17 protein-coding genes and 1 pseudogene are annotated in these 18979 nt (G+C 40.8%); 9 read left to right on the top strand and 9 right to left on the bottom strand.

Annotated features, from left to right (window positions below; all coding sequences use genetic code 11):
- Positions 1-62: 62 nt before the first annotated feature.
- From hdrB to QZZ23_RS01955, 3 genes are all read right to left on the bottom strand, one after another.
- On the bottom strand, positions 63-959 hold the full coding sequence (hdrB, locus tag QZZ23_RS01965) for a CoB--CoM heterodisulfide reductase subunit B (protein ID WP_292466522.1): 897 nt from the start codon (positions 957-959) through the stop codon (positions 63-65).
- Positions 956-1474, bottom strand: a complete 519-nt coding sequence (gene hdrC, locus QZZ23_RS01960; protein ID WP_292466594.1) for a CoB--CoM heterodisulfide reductase subunit C — start codon at positions 1472-1474, stop codon at positions 956-958. Before hdrC ends, hdrB begins: the two co-directional genes overlap by 4 nt.
- A gap of 351 nt (positions 1475-1825) precedes the next feature.
- Positions 1826-2347 (bottom strand): hypothetical protein, encoded by a 522-nt coding sequence (locus QZZ23_RS01955; RefSeq protein ID WP_292466521.1) that lies wholly within the window; start codon positions 2345-2347, stop codon positions 1826-1828.
- A gap of 417 nt (positions 2348-2764) precedes the next feature.
- Here QZZ23_RS01955 and glnA (QZZ23_RS01950) point away from each other — a divergent pair, with 417 nt between their 5' ends.
- From glnA (QZZ23_RS01950) to QZZ23_RS01930, 5 genes are all read left to right on the top strand, one after another.
- Positions 2765-4105 (top strand): type I glutamate--ammonia ligase, encoded by a 1341-nt coding sequence (gene glnA, locus QZZ23_RS01950; protein WP_292466520.1) that lies wholly within the window; start codon positions 2765-2767, stop codon positions 4103-4105.
- A gap of 208 nt (positions 4106-4313) precedes the next feature.
- Positions 4314-5366, top strand: coding sequence for a glutamine amidotransferase family protein (locus QZZ23_RS01945; protein WP_292466519.1), 1053 nt, complete (start codon positions 4314-4316; stop codon positions 5364-5366).
- On the top strand, positions 5363-6871 hold the full coding sequence (locus QZZ23_RS01940; protein WP_292466518.1) for a glutamate synthase-related protein: 1509 nt from the start codon (positions 5363-5365) through the stop codon (positions 6869-6871). Before QZZ23_RS01945 ends, QZZ23_RS01940 begins: the two co-directional genes overlap by 4 nt.
- 5 nt (positions 6872-6876) lie before the next feature.
- The gene (locus QZZ23_RS01935; RefSeq protein ID WP_292466517.1) at positions 6877-7617 is read left to right on the top strand and encodes a hypothetical protein; all 741 of its coding nucleotides are present in this window, start codon (positions 6877-6879) and stop codon (positions 7615-7617) included.
- Between the two features lie 5 nt (positions 7618-7622).
- Entirely contained in the window at positions 7623-8645 is a 1023-nt protein-coding gene (locus QZZ23_RS01930) for a Coenzyme F420 hydrogenase/dehydrogenase, beta subunit C-terminal domain (RefSeq protein WP_292466516.1), read from the top strand.
- Between the two features lie 217 nt (positions 8646-8862).
- Here the strand turns inward: QZZ23_RS01930 and QZZ23_RS01925 are convergent, their stop codons facing one another.
- Both QZZ23_RS01925 and glnA (QZZ23_RS01920) read right to left on the bottom strand, forming a co-directional pair.
- The gene (locus QZZ23_RS01925) at positions 8863-9372 is read right to left on the bottom strand and encodes a GNAT family N-acetyltransferase (RefSeq protein ID WP_292466515.1); all 510 of its coding nucleotides are present in this window, start codon (positions 9370-9372) and stop codon (positions 8863-8865) included.
- A 3-nt stretch (positions 9373-9375) separates the two neighbouring features.
- Positions 9376-10704, bottom strand: coding sequence for a type I glutamate--ammonia ligase (glnA, locus tag QZZ23_RS01920; RefSeq protein ID WP_292466514.1), 1329 nt, complete (start codon positions 10702-10704; stop codon positions 9376-9378).
- A gap of 460 nt (positions 10705-11164) precedes the next feature.
- Here glnA (QZZ23_RS01920) and QZZ23_RS01915 point away from each other — a divergent pair, with 460 nt between their 5' ends.
- Positions 11165-12757, top strand: a complete 1593-nt coding sequence (locus QZZ23_RS01915; protein WP_292466513.1) for an FMN-binding glutamate synthase family protein — start codon at positions 11165-11167, stop codon at positions 12755-12757.
- A 314-nt stretch (positions 12758-13071) separates the two neighbouring features.
- Here the strand turns inward: QZZ23_RS01915 and QZZ23_RS14645 are convergent.
- From QZZ23_RS14645 to QZZ23_RS01900, 4 genes and pseudogenes are all read right to left on the bottom strand, one after another.
- Positions 13072-13224 (bottom strand): annotated as a pseudogene (locus QZZ23_RS14645) (hypothetical protein); the annotation flags it as partial.
- 95 nt (positions 13225-13319) lie between these two features.
- Complete coding sequence (locus QZZ23_RS01910) at positions 13320-14039, bottom strand: NAD(P)-binding domain-containing protein (protein WP_292466512.1); 720 nt, start codon at positions 14037-14039, stop codon at positions 13320-13322.
- Positions 14040-14296: 257 nt separating this feature from the next.
- Positions 14297-14896: a hypothetical protein gene (locus QZZ23_RS01905; RefSeq protein ID WP_292466511.1), complete on the bottom strand. Its 600-nt coding sequence runs from the start codon at positions 14894-14896 to the stop codon at positions 14297-14299.
- Positions 14897-14999: 103 nt separating this feature from the next.
- Positions 15000-15809, bottom strand: coding sequence for a hypothetical protein (locus QZZ23_RS01900; RefSeq protein ID WP_292466510.1), 810 nt, complete (start codon positions 15807-15809; stop codon positions 15000-15002).
- 698 nt (positions 15810-16507) lie between these two features.
- Between QZZ23_RS01900 and QZZ23_RS01895 the strand changes: the two genes are divergently transcribed.
- From QZZ23_RS01895 to QZZ23_RS01885, 3 genes are all read left to right on the top strand, one after another.
- Positions 16508-17404, top strand: coding sequence for a hypothetical protein (locus QZZ23_RS01895; RefSeq protein WP_292466509.1), 897 nt, complete (start codon positions 16508-16510; stop codon positions 17402-17404).
- Positions 17405-17409: 5 nt separating this feature from the next.
- Entirely contained in the window at positions 17410-18246 is an 837-nt protein-coding gene (locus QZZ23_RS01890) for a hypothetical protein (protein ID WP_292466508.1), read from the top strand.
- A 384-nt stretch (positions 18247-18630) separates the two neighbouring features.
- Positions 18631-18849 carry a hypothetical protein gene (locus QZZ23_RS01885; RefSeq protein ID WP_292466507.1) on the top strand — a complete coding sequence of 73 codons (219 nt, stop codon included), beginning with the start codon at positions 18631-18633 and terminating at the stop codon, positions 18847-18849.
- Positions 18850-18979: the final 130 nt, after the last annotated feature.

Raw genomic sequence — 18979 nt, 5'->3', positions numbered from 1 at the left:
GATATAGATTTCCTGTCAATAATCTTGTAGTATATTTTTCATAAAAAGCGGGGAAATGTGTTTTAAGATTCTATTTCTGCGTCCAGTAGGTCCATAAATTTCCTGTTCTTCTCTATGTTTGTGTCAATTCCAAGCATTTCTGCAGTGAATCCAAGTGCAAGTCCGAGAAGTTGTGTGTAGTGTAGCACAGGAATATCGTACTCAATTTCCATTTGCTCTTTGATCTCGGATTGCCCTTCACCCAGTTGCATGTGGCAGAACGGGCACGAGTTGACTATGCAATCCACTTCTGCTTCTTTTATTCTGGAAAGTTTTGCCTCTGTCATTTCCAGTGACTTTTCCTTCATAGAGGCGCGCACTCCCCCACCGGCTCCGCAGCATGCCATCTTGTCCGGGTATTCAATACTTGTTGCACCAAGTGCAGTGACCAGTTCGTCAAAGAAAGTTGGTCTTTCAAAATTACCCAGTCCTCTATCTTTTGTGGGTTTGATAAGGTGGCATCCATAGTGTACTGCGACCCTGATGTCCAGTTGTCTCTCAACATAGGATGCAATCTTTTCAGGTCCGTATTCTTCATACAGGAATTCTATTATGTGCCGGACGTCAATGTTGCCTTTTACTTCCTTTCCGATTTTTTTCAGATGCTCGTTAACCTCTTTTTTTGCAAAGTCATCTTCTTTTATACTGTGGTTTGCATCTGCAAGGGTACTGAAGCATCCGTTGCAAATTGTCAACATATCCCTTTCCATTTTTTCTGACAATTCAATATTGCGGCTTGCAAGCGTAAGCCATGTTGTCCTGTCAAAGGAACGGAACACGCCGGGAGCCGGACAGCAGGATGCACCGGCAAGATCGGTACAGTCAATGTCAAGCTTTGCAAGGCATAGCTTCGTTGCCAGTTCGATTCCGGGGTAGCGGTTGGGCACAAGACATCCTAAAAAGAGTGATAATCCTTTCATGTTTTATCTTCCGTTACTCGACTTTCAGTATGTTTTATAAGCTTTCCAAAACCACAGGATGCAAGCAGTGTCTTCACTTCTTCAAGTCCGTCTTCATACTTGTGCACGGTCTCAGGAAGTTCTTCCAGTCCGAGATTCACCCTTTCTTTTCTGTTCTTTTCATTAATGGGTACTGCATGTCCATATTCGAGTAACATTTCACAGACAACTCTGTGTTCGGGATGTATGAATCCCTGATGTACGGAAATGGCCCTGATGTCCAGTAATATATCTACTATATTTATATTCCTGGGGCATCTTTCCTGACAATTGTAACATGTGGTGCACATCCAGAGTTCCTCATTGCTGAGTATGTCGTTAGTCTTGCCTGCGATTCTTACAAGTTTTCTTATATTCAGGGTTGTATGTCTTCCGGAGGGGCAACTGGCACTGCAGACTCCGCACTGCATACATTTGGATGCATCAATGGATGCATTTTTCAGTTCATCCAAAATACCAGTTCCAAACTTTTTCATGTCCGTCATGTCCAATCTCACTTATCTTAAAATCAATATTTTTGTAAGAATAATAAACCATCCGTAAGTATCCCTACAAGGTTGCGGCAACCTTAGATATAGACATTCTTTTTTCTTTGTTTTAACTTTTTGCAACGAATGGAGTTTTGATATGAAACTGGTTTTATACCATATCTGAAAATGTTGATTTATTTTTCAAAATCCTGTTTTTGTTATTTTGTATACTTTTTTGCAAATCTGATATAGTTTCCGACAATAACGATCAAGATTTATTTCTTCGTTTGTTAATTCCATAATAATGCCCATAATTTGTTTCCACTTCATAGTTATTACTTGCTGAATAACGATTTTTCAGGTTGATGAGAAAACGATCTGATAATATTCATCTCCTATTTTGATATTATAAATTCCGTTTTGTCCAAGAAAACCCAGCGTTCTCCTAAATTCTTTCGCACTCACTTCCACATGATTTTTGGTTTCGATCGCTCGTTTTAGGCCGGGATATTCATTCAGCTCCTCCTGCGTTACAACAACAAATTCATCGGGCGCACTTTCCAGTTCATATGCATAGATTGACCTTACATTAGAAGGACTGTAAGCATCCCATCCAATGGAACCAGTATAAATCAAGAATAGCACACCAAACGATATTGCAAACGTTTTGAGAATAAAGCCAGTTGAAAAATTCCTAAATATGACTAATCCTATGCCATAAATCAGCATAAAAATCAACATAAAAATCAACAATGCAGAGAGAATAGGCATTACTAGTTGATGTTTTCCTCCTATGGCACCTCCAATAAAAAAGAATGCGAATGTTCCAATAAACAAAACAAAGAGATATTTTAATGTTATGTTATTTGACTTATCCATATTTGTTCTCCAAAACAGTGATTAATTCTCATCCAGACTCTTTATTTATTTTTTTTCTACAAGTGACAAGATTTTGAATTAAATGTTGATTATTTCTTTTAAGATATGTGTTTTGTGTAGCGAATTTAAGGATTTTGGAGTCAATTAGAAAACATCTCAAAAAATAACTGTAACTTCAAATCTATTAATGTCAAATCAATAATAATTCCGATTTACTTAACTATCTAGGATAGTTGTAGAGATAGAATATGAATATTGTTATTTTGTATCATTTTAGAGGCAAGTTTTAATTATTTTCAGGGCTTGTTTTTATTTAGCAAGTAATCCGTTTTATTCTTCTATGTGTGCAAACTTATATATAGTAATGAGTAGGTAACAGGTTACTTACACCCCTAAGCGAATAGAGGAGTATTCAAAATGGTAAAAGCAAATCCAGTAACTAAGGAAGACGTGTTACAGGCTGTAACCGAGAACGATGTCAAATTCATAAGAACCCAATTCACCGATACCATGGGTATGATCAAAAGCTGGGCAATCCCTGCAGAAGATCTCGAAGGTGCATTTGAGAACGGTGTAATGTTCGATGGTTCCTCAATTGAAGGATTCACAAGGATCGAAGAGTCTGATATGATCCTCATGCCAGATCCAACCACCTTCAGACTCCTCCCCTGGAGGCCAAAGGAAGGCGCAGTTGCTCGTATCATTGGTGATGTATACAGACCAAACGGAAAGCCTTTCGAGGGCGACCCAAGATATGTTCTGAAGCAGGCTGTTGCAAAAGCAGCAGAGCTTGGATACTCAATGAACACCGGTCCTGAACTTGAGTTCTTCCTCTTCGAACTTGATGAGAAAGGTCATCCAACAACAAACCTTACTGACAATGGTGGATATTTCGATTTCGCACCTCTTGACAAGGCACAGGATGTAAGAAGGGCTATTGACTTCGCTCTTGAAGATATGGGCTTTAAAATTGAAGCATCACACCACGAAGTAGCTCCATCACAGCACGAGATCAACTTCAGATTCGGTGATGTCCTTAACACATGTGACAACATTGTAACCTTCAAGTATGTTGTAAAATCCATTGCATATCACATGGGATACTACGCAAGCTTCATGCCAAAACCACTCTTCGGTGTAAACGGTTCAGGTATGCACTCCAACCAGTCCCTTATGATGGACGGAAAGAACGCATTCTACGACCCAGATACTCCTGACCAGCTTTCAACAATTGCAAAGCAGTACATCGCAGGTCTCCTCACACACGTCCGTGAGTTTGCTGCAATTACCAACTCAACTGTAAACTCATACAAGAGGCTCGTACCTGGATATGAAGCTCCTATCTACTGTACATGGTCTGCATCAAACCGCAGTTCCCTTATCAGGATTCCTGCATCAAGAGGCCTCGGTACAAGGGTAGAACTCAGATGTCCTGACCCAGCATGTAACCCATACCTCGCCTTTGCAGCAATGCTCAGTGCAGGTCTTGACGGTATCGAGAAGAAAATGGAAGCACCAGCACCAACAAATGTCAACATATTCAAGCTTACTGAAGAGGACAGGGCAGCACAAGGTATTGCATCTCTGCCAGGCGACCTGAAGGAAGCTATTGATCTTATGGCTGGAAGTTCATTTGTAAAGGAAGTTCTTGGTGACCACGTATTCGAAAACTATCTCGAAGCAAAGAATGCCCAGTGGGATGACTACAAGGCACAGGTCCACCAGTGGGAACTGGACACATACCTTAGCATACTGTAAGGGGAATTCCCCTTACTTTCACTTTATATTTCAAAATCATAATTTATAATTGATCTTAAGTCAGCAGCGTTTCTTGTTGTTGCTAAAACGTGAATAGAAGTTGTTCACACAACCCCGAGCTTTCCCTTTATGGATTTTTGCATGGTTAAATTCATATCAGGTGAATGCTCTTTAATAGCCCTTAGATTAAATACTCATAGTGATCAACATGTGTGGAATTATAGGCGTAATCGATCGGACTATGTCCAGAATGGACGGCTCCAGCATAAAGGAAGCCCTGAGTCTGATGGATGAAAGAGGAAGTGGAGAAGGCGCAGGATACGTAGCTTATGGTATATACCCTGACTACGCAGATTGCTACGCCATCCATGTATTTTTTGATAATTTGCTAGAACCAAAAACTATGGTGGATAAGATACTGCAAACATGGGGCAGAGTCGTCCATCAGGAAGAAATCCCTACATATGAACAACCGGGTCTCAAAAAGGAACACATACCCTGGAGATATTTCTTCAAACCTTATACTGATCTGATGGTGGGTACTACAAATCCTGACGATGATAATGTCAAACGTCTTGTGATGAGTATCAATTCAACCGTTGAAGGTGCTTTGATCTTTTCCTCTGGAAAAAACCTCGGAGTTTTCAAAGCATCAGGATGGCCAGAGGATGTAGCTAACTTTTACCGCATAGAGGATTACAAAGGTTACATCTGGCTTGCACACAACCGTTATCCTACCAATACATCCGGATGGTGGGGAGGAGCTCACCCCTTCAACTTGCTTGACTGGTCAGTTGTTCACAATGGTGAGATAACTTCTTACGGTACTAACCGTCGTTATGTGGAAAGCAATGGATACGATTGTACAATGTTCACCGATACGGAAGTTGTAGCCTACCTTTTCGACCTTCTAGGAAGAAAACATGGACTTCCATCTGAGACCGTTGTTACGGCACTTGCACCCCCTTTCTGGGATGAGATCGATGAAATGCCAGAAAAGCAGGAAGAGTTCCTTCGTACATTGCGTCTTACATACGGACCTGCATTGATGAACGGTCCCTTTGCAATAGTTGTTGCTACAAAGGATGGGATCGTAGGTTTCACTGACAGGATAAAACTACGTCCACTTATTGTAGGAGAGAACGGTTCCCGTCTATACATCTCAAGTGAAGAGGCTGCCATACGCACAATGGATCCTGAAGTAAAGACAATATACATGCCCAGGGCGGGCGAACCAGTTATCGGGAGGGTTACAATATGAGCCTTGGAAGTGTTCCCCTAAAGTACAAGATAAGTATTGACCGTGACCAGTGCATGAAATGCATGCGTTGTGTCGATAACTGTTCATATGGTGTATACAGGATCGAGAATGATAAGATACTCATCGATTCACGCAAATGTACGGCATGCCACCGATGTATTTCCATGTGTCCGAGAGATGCTATCAATCTCCAGGAAAAGCCTGTGGACTACCGCAGTCATCCTCTATGGACAGCAGAGGCACGTGAAGACGTGATCAACCAGGCACGCACTGGAAAGATAATCCTTTCCGGAATGGGCAATGCGCGCGATTATCCTATTATATTTGACAGGCTGGTGCTGGATGCATGCCAAGTCACCAATCCAAGTATCGACCCTCTCAGGGAGCCAATGGAGCTGAGGACATACCTTGGTAAGAAGCCTGCAAAACTTGAATTTACAAAGAACAATGGTGACATTGATCTCAAAACAAAACTTGCTCCAAACCTTAAACTTGACACTCCTATAATGATCGGTCACATGAGTTACGGTGCCATCAGCCTGAATGCACAGCTAAGTCTTGCAAAGGCAGTGGCAAAGACCGGAACTTTCATGGGTACTGGTGAGGGAGGAATGCACGAGTCCATCTATCCTTATCAGGACCATACCATAGTCCAGATCGCATCAGGACGTTTCGGTGTTGACATCGACTATCTGGAACGCGGTGCAGCCATTGAGATTAAGGTGGGTCAGGGTGCAAAGCCCGGTATTGGTGGTCACCTCCCTGGAGAGAAAGTATGTGCTGATGTTTCCTGTACTCGTATGATACCACTGGGTTCAGACGCAATCAGTCCAGCTCCTCATCATGATATTTACAGTATAGAAGACCTTGCCCAGCTTGTGCGCAGTCTGAAAGAGGCCACTGAGTGGAAAAAGCCGGTCTTCGTAAAGATAGCTGCAGTACATAACGTGGCAGCAATTGCAGCAGGAATCGCAAGATCAGATGCTGATGCTGTTGTAATTGATGGTTTCAAAGGCGGTACTGGTGCAGCACCAAAGGTGTTCAGGGACAATGTCGGTATTCCTATTGAAGCTGCTATTGCTGCAGTGGATGAGAAACTGAATGAGCAGGGAATAAGGAATAAAGTTTCATTGATCGCAAGTGGTGGTATCCGCAACAGTGCTGATATTACAAAGTCTATAGCACTCGGTGCTGATGCAGTTTATATTGGAACAGCCTCACTCATAGCATTAGGATGCCGTGTATGTGGAAACTGCTATCGTGGACTCTGTCCATGGGGTATCGCAACTCAGAAACAGGAATTGGTTGACCGTATAGACCCTGAGGTAGGTTCAGAAAATGTTGCAAACCTTATCAATGCCTGGACACTTGAAATAAGTGAACTCATGGGTGCAGCAGGTCTCAACAGTATTGAGAGTCTTCGCGGAAACCGTGAACGTCTGCGTGGTTACATGCTTGACCAAGGTCTGCTTGACGTACTCAAAATAGAATCTGTGGGGGCCTGATTGAAGTGGAACCTTTAGTAATTGATGCCAAAGGTATGCACTACACTCCTCTGAACAAACTGATCCGTGAAGCAGTAGCTTCTGGTGTAAAGGAAATAGTGCTCAATAATGTTCTGGGACAGCGTTTCATCGGCAATGGTGTAAGGGGCGATGCAAAGATCACCATTAACGGTGTTCCCGGCGGAGACCTTGGTATGTTCATGAGCGGTCCCGAATGTGAGATTTTCGGTAATGCAGAGCATGCTCCTGGAAACACGATGGATTACGGATCATTGATAATTCACGGAAGTGCCGGAGATGCAGTAGCACACAGTATGCGCGGTGGGAAGGTCTTTGTAGAAGGCAACATCGGTTACCGCGGCGGTATCCACATGAAGGAGTATGATGGCAAGCGCCCTATCCTTGTCGTAGGCGGTACAAGCCATGCCTTCCTTGGAGAATACATGGCCGGCGGTCTCATACTTGTATTTGGCATTGGACAGGAACCAACGATACAGGACCGTGGTATCGGTAGTGGAATACATGGCGGAGAGATCATCATAAGGGGCGATGTCAACGAAAAACTGCTTGGTGTCGGAGCCAAGAAAGTTAAGTTCAATGAAGATGACCTGGAGAGGCTTACTCCTGTGATAAAAGATTTCTGTGAAAGGTTTGGCATAGATTCGTCTCAATTCCTGGATACGAACTATTCAAAAATAATTCCTGCAAGCAGCAGGCCATTTGCAGGTAAATACACATGGGAGTGATTCTAATGGCAGGTAAAAATTATCTAGATCTGAAGGCAGAAATCTGGGACACAGGAAAATGCGCATCATGTGGCGCATGTGTGGCTGTATGCCCGGCAGATGCCATTTACTTTGAAATCGGCAGGGATTCCACGCATCCTCTCAACAGTGGCTACTGTAAGGATGTCAATGACGGTGTTCCCTGTGGTGCATGCTATGAAGTGTGCCCAAGAATTGGCAAACCATCATCTGAGGTTCTTGGTGAATACATGGACATCGTGTCCGCAAAGGCAGAGACAGATGTTCCAAGAAAGCAAAGTGGTGGAGCTGTGACAGCAATACTTACGAATGCTCTTGAACAGGGAATGATAGATGCAATAGTTACTGTTGTGGAAGATCCCTGGACACTGCGCCCTTCATCATCTGTAATTACATCCTCAGAAGTGCTTGTCCACCATGCAGGAAGCCGTTACAACTGGTGGGTTCCTCTTGTAGCTTCATTGAAAGAAGCTGTAATTACTAAAAAGTACACCAACATAGCAGTAGTAGGTGTTCCTTGTGTCATGCAGGCTGTAAGTAAGATGCGAAAGAGCGAAATGGACCTTTTGCGTCCATTCAGGAAATACATACGTCTTGCAGTGGGGCTTTTCTGTACGGAAACCTTCGATTACGAAAAACTTGTACAGGACAAACTCATTGCAGAGCGCCAGATAGATCCTCTTGACATCATACACTTTGATGTAAAGGGTAAGCTTGAGATCACCCTGAAAGACGGAAACATGACGATTATCTCACTAAAAGATGTTGAAGACTGTGTTCGTCCGGGATGTCATATCTGTACAGATCTCACTGCGCTGGATGCAGACATATCGGCAGGTTCCATCGGCAGTGCCCAGGGTTACACTACCCTGATAATACGCAACCCTGTTGGCAAACAGTTTGTTGACAATGCGGTAAGAAATGGAAAACTGTCACTTGAAAATGATGTGAATCTGGAATTGGTTGAAAAGCTATCTTCAAAAAAGCTTGAACGAATGCCAGAGGAGTAACCCAAAAACAAAACATATCACGTTTATGGACACGGTGCCTACCACTTCCTCTATTCTTCCTAACCATGCAATAGGCACTCGTGTCCTGTCTTTTTTCACTCAAAACGGTGAAATCATGAGGATAAGGTATATCCTGCAAGGTTTTCCGTAATGAATGTAAATTTAAGAAAAAGACTCTCTTATCGATAATCTAATCGTATATTATTGTTTTGCATAACTATATGCTGATGTTCTTTTTGTAGTATATCGTATTTATTCCTCTTCCTCTGTCATCAAGAACAACAGAATATGCATAATATCCGAGCTTCTCATAGAAATATATTGCAGCAGGATTGCTTGACCATGTGCAAAGATAGATTGTTTTGAAATCCTGTTTTTTCAGTTTATCTTCAAGTCTCAGGCAAAGATTCCGGCTGATTCCGTAGTTCCTGTAAAGAGGATTTGTGGCAAGAAAATTAATGTAAGCGGTATCACCACTTTTCCAGTTCATTGTATAACCCACCATACCTACAATTCCGTCAATATGATCGGATGAATCTCTTTCTTTTAACCTGGCAACAAAAAAATTTGCTTTGGATGTATCCAGACCTACATCTATCCTTTCTGAGATGCCTCCTTCCCTTTCACTCAGGGGAGGATGAAAATCATTATCTACAAGTTCAATGAATCTCTTGACCTGTAGATAATCTGTTTTTCTTGTTTCACTTATTGAATATATCAGACCCATATCTCAGATAGTATTCAGGTAACGCTGTATCTCCCAGTCGTGGACCTGTGTTCTGTACGCATCCCATTCTGCCCTTGCAAGTCTCAGTATATTGTCGTGGACATGTTCTCCAAGAGTGCTTTTAAGGAGTTCATCACTCTCGAGATAATCTGCACTTTCACTAATGGTTGATGGCAGTGTTTCAATACCTCTCTCTGCACGTTCCTGTTTAGTCAGGTCAAAGACATTGTAATCCATAATCTTTCCGGGGTCCATCTTGTTCCTTACTCCTTCTAAACCAGCAGCAAGGATTGCTGCGAATGTCAGGTAGGGGTTGCATGAGGGGTCCGGGCTTCTAAGCTCTGTTCTTGTGCTTTTGCCCCTGGGGGAAGGTATACGTATAAGGGAGCTGCGGTTTGCACCTGACCAAGTTATGTAAACAGGTGCTTCATACCCGGGGATAAGTCTCTTGTATGAGTTTACAAGTGGGTTTGCAATGCATGATATGGCTTTGATGTGTTTCAGGACACCTGCAATGAATTGTCTTGCGGTTTCACTGATCTGCATATCTCCATTCTCATCATAGAATGCATTCTCGCCATCCTTTGAAAGTGAAAGGTTCACATGCATACCTGATCCATTTTCAATAGCAATTGGCTTTGGCATAAAGGTGGCATGTAGGCCATTCATTTTTGCAATGGTTCTGGTGACATACTTGAACGTCATTACATTGTCTGCCGTTGTCAGCGCATCCCCGTATTTGAAATCGATTTCATGCTGGCCAAAAGCTACCTCGTGATGTGAGGCCTCAATATCGAAGTCAAGGTCCATTAAGGTCAGGACAATTTCCCTTCTGATATCCTCTGCAAGATCGGTAGGTGCAAATTCAAAATACCTTCCATAATCATGAGGTATTACAGTTGCCTTTCCATCTATCTTCTCAAAAAGGAAAAACTCCAGTTCAGGGCCTACATTGAGCTCATATCCCATCTCTTCAGCTTCTTTCATGACCTTTTTAAGGACATAACGGGGATCAGCTTCGAACGGTTTTCCGTTTGGCATATAAATGTCACAGATCATTCTTGCTACCAGACCTTTATCGTTGTTCCAGGGCAGTATTGCAAATGTTCTTATATCCGGTTTTAACACCATGTCTGATTCATCGATCCTTACAAAACCTTCAATGGATGATCCATCGAAGGATATTCCGACGGTTAAGGCTTTTTCGATTTGTGTGACTGGGATCTCAACATCCTTTACCATACCCTGTATATCAGTGAACTGCAAACGTATGAACTTCACGTTGCTTGTTTCAACGACTTTGATAACGTCTTCCTTATTGCAAATTATCATTTGATCGCCTGCTATTTTTCCTCTATATCTTGCACATGGAATGCAAAATCGATTTAGGCTATCTCAGTCCATGAAGTTATAGTTTGCTGTATGATTGCTTATAGATCCGGAATTTCGGTTGTTTCTCTCAAAAATAATATAAATTCCATGTTTGCCAAAATATGTAATTGAGTTAGTTATAGCCAATATAGATGACTTAATAAGCTAGGGCAAAATGTACAATATCAAATATTATCCTAATATCCTGATGAATAAACACAAATATATATAGAGAGGCGGCACACGGTTGCTGGATAGCGATATTGGACAGCCATAAGACTCGGAAAATAACAAAGTATATATAAAAGCACAAGCCAACCGTTATCCTACTATTACTATCCAGATGGTTAGGAACAGGCCGGGGGTAGGAAGACCGACCTGTACAAAAATAGTATTATAAAATAGAGGAAGTGACAAAAGCATGGGCAACCTTAGGCAACCAAATGCAAATGACGCTACTAGGACCTTTAACAGGTCAAAGAGTGTAGTACCGATGTCAGGCCTCTGTACACGTTGTGTGGACGGATGCCGTGGAAACTGTGAAATCTTTAAATCTACTTTCAGGGGACGTGAAGTTCTCTACCCCGGACCTTTTGGTGAGGTCACTGCAGGTGCAGACAAAAATTATCCAATAGACTACTCCCACCTGAATATACAGGGATACGCTGTTGGAGCTATAGGTATGCCGGATGGAATGGTAGCTGGCCCTGAAACTGCAAGATTCCCGAACGTTGACACAGAAACAGAATATGGATGGGACAAAAAAGTAAAGATGAAAGTACCAATCTTCACCGGAGCATTAGGTTCCACTGATATTGCAAGGAAGAACTGGGAACACTTCGCCATCGGTGCAGCTATTTCCGGTATCACCATCGTCTGTGGTGAGAATGTTTGCGGTGTTGATCCAGAACTTAAAAGAGACAGTAATGGCCTTGTATCAGAATCCCCGGAGATGGACCGCAGGATTGAGTTATACAAGAAGTTCCATGACGGTTACGGTGAAATGCTCGTTCAGATGAACGTGGAGGACACACAGCTTGGTGTTGCAGAATATCTTTCCAGCAAACATGAAATGGACACCATTGAACTCAAATGGGGACAGGGTGCAAAATGTATCGGAGGAGAGATCAAGGTAAAGGAACTTGACCGCGCCATTGAGCTTAAGAAAAGAGGTTACATAGTAACACCTGATCCTGAACTTGCATCTGTACAGGAAGCATACAAGATTGGAGCCATAAGAGAATTCGAAAGACATTCCAGACTTGGTTTTGTCACCGAGGAAGGATTCCATGAAGAATGTGACAGACTCAGAGAACTTGGATTCGACCGTATCACATTGAAGACCGGTGCATACTCCATGGCAGAAACTGCAATGGCCATTAAATACAGCTCCGATGCAAAGATTGACCTGCTCACCTATGACGGTGCCCCAGGTGGAACCGGCATGAGCCCATGGCCAATGATGGAAGAATGGGGAACACCAACAATCTACCTGCAATCACTTGTACATGAATTTGCAGACAAGCTCAGCGCTAAGGGCAAGAGGGTACCTGACCTTGCAATGGCCGGAGGATTCTCAAGTGAAGATGGTATTTACAAGGCTCTTGCAATGGGCGCTCCATACTTCAAGGCAGTATGCATGGGCCGTGGCCTGATGATTCCGGGAATGGTTGGAAAGAATATCGGCAAATGGCTTGAAGAAGGAGATCTTCCAAAGACAGTTTCTGAATTCGGACACAGGAAAGAAGAGATCTTTGTTCACTACGAAGAACTTGAAGAGCGCTATGGTAACGACATAAACGATATCCCACTGGGTGCCATTGGTATCTATTCCTATTCTGAAAAGACGAGAGTAGGTCTGCAGCAACTCATGGCTGGCTCAAGGAGATTCAACACCTCTACACTCTCACGTAAGGACCTTATGACACTTACAGAAGAGGCAGCAAAAGTAACCGGAATCTCCTATGTAATGGATGCCTACAGGGACATCGCAGAAGAGATACTTGACGGATAAACAAAGTAAGCTGAATGCTTACTTTTTCTTTTTTATTTTGGATGATATATCACAAAGCCTATTACACTTATCTTTTGCCAGGCCAACAGTTGAATTTGACATTGAACGATATCTTTATTTTCTGTCGTAAAGCCCAGTTTGTACAAGATTTGTGATTATCTGATGACTTTCGCTATACGTTTCCCAGACAGAAGCAGATCACTTGTCGATCACTTCCTTCCTCTCCGGGCCAAGTAAGGTTCCAATGACATCTGAAATTGTAATGTCTCCTCTTTCGCCCGGCAGATTGAATGAAGGCAATCCTTGCGTTGTTTTGCCAGTTTCATATGGGTCTTTTGCACTTCTCTGCCGGAATGATTCTTTTCAATGTGCAGATAAAAGCCAATAAGAGCAAAAGTGAGGGATATGTTCCTAGTATCTTTTTTGGCATATTGTGCTGCAAACGCATCAACTACATATTGATGAATAAATGATGGGAGGCCGTGTAATAAGTAAGCTCATGAAATAGTTAATTGTATTTTTCTTCCAGACCCATTGGTCTCTTCCTTGCAAAGCTGATAGTTCAAACGAATTTAAGGCTAACGTCCTTCATTTCGTTCCTTGCTGCAACGTTAATAAGTAAAGGTGTGAGGGACTCAACCATTCCTGCCGTTTCCAGTGGACCGATATCCAGTGGTCTCATATTGGAGATGTTCCTGACCAGATCGAAGACTATTTCTTTTGAATGCATGGAATTTCCACATACTCCTATGTCATAGTCCAGTTCCATGTCGAGATTAGCCAGTTTCTTTGCAGGGACCGAATGGAATGCAGCTACAAGTTCGGTGCTTTCAGGTATCATCGTGAAGATTTCCTGGGCTGCACTTCCTGCCTCAGGTATTGAGAAACAGAAATACTGGGTGTTGAATTCCTTACTCTCTATCAGAGTTCGTGGATAATTGCTTCCAGGGCTGATATAGCACATATTTTTTTCCATAGGTACAACGACACTGATAATTAACTTGTTCTCAATGACCGGATATATCAGTTCCATAACAGGAGCAAGCTGATTATATCTAATAGCAATGACTACGATCTCGGCTTTTTCTGCGGCTGTTCTGTTATCGGTACCTGTTATACATCTTTTATGTCCGTATTTTTCAAGTACTTCGTTGTATTCTGCAGCGACAGCTTCGGCTTTTTTCAAATCCCTGGAACCTATAATTATTTCGTGCTTCTGACCCCAGCGAAGCGCAAAGCCTTTACCTATATTGCCTGTGCCTCCAAGTATTGCAATTATCATGACCTTTCTCCTGCTTTGTGAGGATATTATGAGATTCTATTATATGTTAACGTTTTTGGTATTATCTCGTCAATTATGACATGTGATATTTGACTGTGTTAATCCTTGTCATGGTATATATAGTAACTCCTTATTTACTATATCTTCTGGCAGTATTTGTCTTCTACCACTAATACAAAAAAGCAAAAAAGGTTTGCCTTAATAATGAAATCAGGAGAATATCAGGTAAACCGGTGAATCAGGTAAGGATTGTTGGTTTAAAACAGCGACTTGATCATGTTAATAAGGCCGCTGAGAAGTCCTGTGCTTTTTTCCGATGATTCTTTGGAGTCTGTTTCATCGCCTGCTGGAGCATCATCCGTTTTATCCATTGGTGCGTCACCATTCATTGGTCCTTTGTATTCCATAGTTCCATTGCCGGGGAAATCTCCTTCAAGAGGCTCTATGTTTTCATTGCCTTCCATTGCAGGTCCCTGCCCTTCTTCACCGGGGCCTTTCTGCATAAGAGTCTCACGGATCTCATCAGGTGCTTCTTCCATTGAGCTCCTGAACTCTTCCATGATAGCAGCTATTTCATCTTCATCATCGGTTACTTCAAGTTCGGTCTTTAGTGTTTCCATCTGCTTAAGCAGACTATCTATTGAGTCAAGAAGGTCTTCATTTTCAAGTTCATCCTGGAGTTTGGTTAATGAATCTATACTGTTATCTATCATTTCAAGAGTCATTTCTTTCATCTGCTCAGTATTCATCTCAGGCATTCCCATGGTTTTTTCATCTTCCATGGCATACACGCCCGGTATTGCAGTGCTGAATAGTATCATCAATAGTGCAAATGTTATGGTTAATTTTTGTTTCATACTTATAACCCCTTAAAAATCGGTAAGTTATTTGTGAGATAGGATGAGTGACCCTATCTCATGGTTGGTGGTACTATATATTTCACAGTCAATTCATTTTTTATTACTCAGCTTTTACTCCTTCCTCAAAGTCAGGATTCATAGGTCCGAATTCTCCTCCGTGTCCGTGTCCATGTGGTTGTGGGTTGTTTTCTCTTGCCTCCTTTATTATTTCCTTAAGTTCATCCAGTGTTGTTGCACTTTCAATGTCTTCCTGGAGTGTTTCAAGTTCAGCGATTTGCTCTTCAATTGATTCTTCGGTGACACTTTCATCATCTATCTCATCAATGTTTTCGAGCATTTCATTCAGTTTTTCAATGTTGTGGTTGATAGATTCAGTTGCTTTTTCTACAATGAACTCCATTTCCTCTTCATCGCTGTCAAATTCCATCTCTTCCATAGCTGGTCTTTCGCCCTTTTCAGGCATATTTTCCATCATGGACTCTTTTGCTTCTTCCATTATTGCCTTGAAGTCGTCCAGTGTTTCTGCAGCTTCAATGTCTTCAAGGAGCGTTTCAAGTTCTGTGATCTGCTCTTCAATTGATTCTTCGGTGATGTTCTCGTTATCCATCTCATCAATGTTCTCAAGCATTTCGTTCAGTCTTTCGATTCTGTAGTTAAAAGATTCAGTTGTTTTCTCAACAACGAATTCAAGTTCTTGGTCTTCACTGTCAAATTCCATTGCTTCTACAGCTTCTCCTCTGTCCATTCCTGGACCACCGCGTGAACCATTTCTCATTTTACTATGTTCACTGAATTTATCTGCATCACTTGCTGTCCCTGTAACATCAGCAAAGGCGCCAGGTGCCATAGCACTGAACACCATCAATACTAATGAAAGACAGGCAATTGCTTTCAAGAGTTTCTGTTTCATTTTTTTTGTTCTCCTTTTTTTCTACTATCAGACAAGCACCTCAATTATTGACGCGCTTCTGACAATTTCCAGATTATCGGGCTTGAATATAAGAATACTTAACTAAAAAAAGCGAAATTAGAGCTTTAAATTAGAAAATAAAACTTGAATAAAGTTTTATATTGGAATAGAATCTTTAAAATCCTTAAAGTTCTAAATAGGTGGGATGAAGTCACATATAATCATATCTTTGTAATCCCGGTATAATGTTGGGAGCTATAAAGATGTAATCTCAGAATAGGTTCAATAATATTTTTCAGTATGATCCAATGTGCTGTACAATTTTTTCATTATAGCTATTTTAATCCGTTCTTTAATATCTCAAATTAGATGTATTGTCATTTGCCGGATTATGTTTCTTTCTTCATAGTTCATAATTTGTACTATGGATATATTGTGGTCTGTTGCAGAGGTTTTTTTATTTAATGGCTAAATGATTGTTTATTTCTAAATATATCCTACAAAAAAGCTTCATAAAGGTTAAAACCTGATATTATTGCTTTATTTTTTGCTATTTTTTAATCATTTGCTTAAGTATGTTTATATTTAAATCTCGCTTTTCTGTGGATGTAGTAAAAACGTTAAGGTGTATTTTAATATGTCAATCTGCAACAAAGAATCGAAATATATGGGAATCATTCCTGTGTGGTGAGATCACAATGAAGAAAATGCCACTTGTAATGATAATGCTTCTCATATTTATTGTAGCAATAATGGGTATAACAGATTCATGGGAAAATCCTGGAGATAAAGGTAATCATCATGACTTTATTTCTAAATATTCATCTTATGTGATCAAGGAACCTCATGATGATAAACCTGCTTTTCCCAATGATGGGGAGTTATTCCTAAGTGACAATATCCAGAAATCAGAGGAAATGGTAGAGCATCTTGACAAGTTTATCGCTGAAATGAAGGCCGAAGGGAACAATGTAACCGAACTGGAGCCGACGGTTGATAATTATTCCATGCTGGTATCTGAATCCAGGACTTATCTGGAACAGGCTAAAAATGCATCCTCAGATACTGAAAAAGATGAATACATCCGTTTGTCAAAGGAAAGTATCATTCACGCAAATTCAGAACTAAAACCTATATTCGATGATGTTAAGGCATATCTTCCGGGACCACTTATGCTCGCGGATAACAGTAATCTTGTAGCCAATGGTAGTGGTCTTGCTATACTTTCAGGTGACATTGATCTTGAATTAAGTATCTCCGAAGGTAAGTTAACAATACTTGATTTCATAGGCGATATGGAGATCAATACGGAAGAATTTAAGGGTTCTGAAGTAAAGTCTGAGCAGGTCATTGTTCCAGAAAGTGATGCAATGCAGCAGATCCTTTCGTATAATGACGTCCAGGGCAATGTTACTCTTTCAGGATCAGTGCTTACGGTAGTTATCATAAGCAATGATCTGATCATTGATGTAAACGGCACCGGAGAGGTTGAGTTATACGGTAAAGGTACCTATATGCTTTCCAATAGAAGTACGAGCAATGAAGGTGTCTGGATACCGCCTATATTTGATATGAAATACCAAACAAAAGAGTAAATGGCATGAAGGCAACATATATTGCATCCTGCATCGCTATCATCTTTCTTTTTTTATGGATTGTTCCTGTTGGTGCTACTGCAACTGTTCATGGAACTACATATGAATGGAATACATTTAATCCTCTTAATAATTCTCTGATTGAGGTGAACTCAACCCCTGAGCAATCCATGGTTGCAAAATATGGTTTTTACTCTTTTGAGTTGCCTAATGGTACTTACCTTATAAACGCCAGCTTTTTTGAAGATGATAAACTTACCTACTATGATGAGGAAGTTATTACCATATCAGATAACGGCAGCTATGTAGTTGATATGTTGCTATTGCCCGCATACACAGGTATTGCAGTGGAAGATAGTATTGTTTCTGTAGACCACATATCCGTAGAATATCTATTTCCTCTCCCTCTTCTGTTAGTGCTTGTTCTTTTAGTAATGATATTATACAAATTCAAAAAAAGATCACAAGCGGAAATGGTGACACGAACAGAAATTATGGGTTTTTCTTTAGATGCAGATAAACAATATCTGAAAATGGATCTTTTTCATGATGACACGAAGTCTGTATCTTCATCTGATATTTTTGTCACAAAAACGCATGAAAGCAATTTCCCTGTAAAAGAGGCAATATCAACAGGATCATTGTCATCTGAACATCAGGAAATACTGGACATTATTCAATCTCATGGGGGAACAATGGCACAAAAGGACCTACGTAAACATCTGGAATATTCAGAAGGCAAGGTCAGTGTGATGCTTCTTAATCTTGAAAAATGGGGAAAGTTGCGAAAAGTCAGAGAAGGACGAGGTAATATTCTATTTTTTACAGAATCTGACCTCTGATATTAGTCTATCTTATTTTGTCTGTGGCACATAGTTTTATATTTAAAGTGGTATAATTTATTAAAATCGTAATAAATACTAATAAATAGTTATTACGGTTCTAATAAGTTTTAAAGCAATTATAATTGCTTTTTTTGCTAATTAATCTCTCTTTAAAGCTTCATTATTTATTTGGCAGATATAATGCTGTATTTTTCTATAAATATCCTTATATTTAATACTACGAATTAGGGAATTGCCTGTCAGCGTTACTGATCTGGCAGGCACCACCCCACTTGGTGGCATCTAACCCCCAACCACATCCAGCCTAAGATGCCACCACAGTACCAACAACCCCCTCTTCGTTTAAGGGATACCAACCCTATCCGTGGTATCTCTTAATCGATGGTGGTGATAAAAAAGGAAGATCTGAATGATTCATTAAAACAATTCATTGAGTCAAGAATTAAGGACGCAATCCGCATTCAGGTACTTTATCCTGATAAGCATTATATTGCTTCATGTTTTGTCAGGAAACTCGATAATGAACAAATGGATGCTTTGTTAAACAGATCCATGTATGATACCAAAATACAATTATCCAAAAATGATTTAAAATGGTAAATGTTGAATAATAGTTTTTCAGTGTTCAGGCGCCATTAATTATTTTCTCCTCTGATTTTTAAAATATTCACTCTGGAGGATTTCGATATACCTTGATTTTAGATTCACTTAAGTATTCAAACTCAATTTA

Origin of the sequence: Methanolobus sp., from assembly GCF_016278385.1 — an archaeon.
Classification (GTDB): Archaea; Halobacteriota; Methanosarcinia; order Methanosarcinales; family Methanosarcinaceae; genus Methanolobus.
The sequence above is the reverse complement of the archived record's forward strand: the minus strand, read 5'-3'. Positions and strand labels throughout refer to the sequence as shown.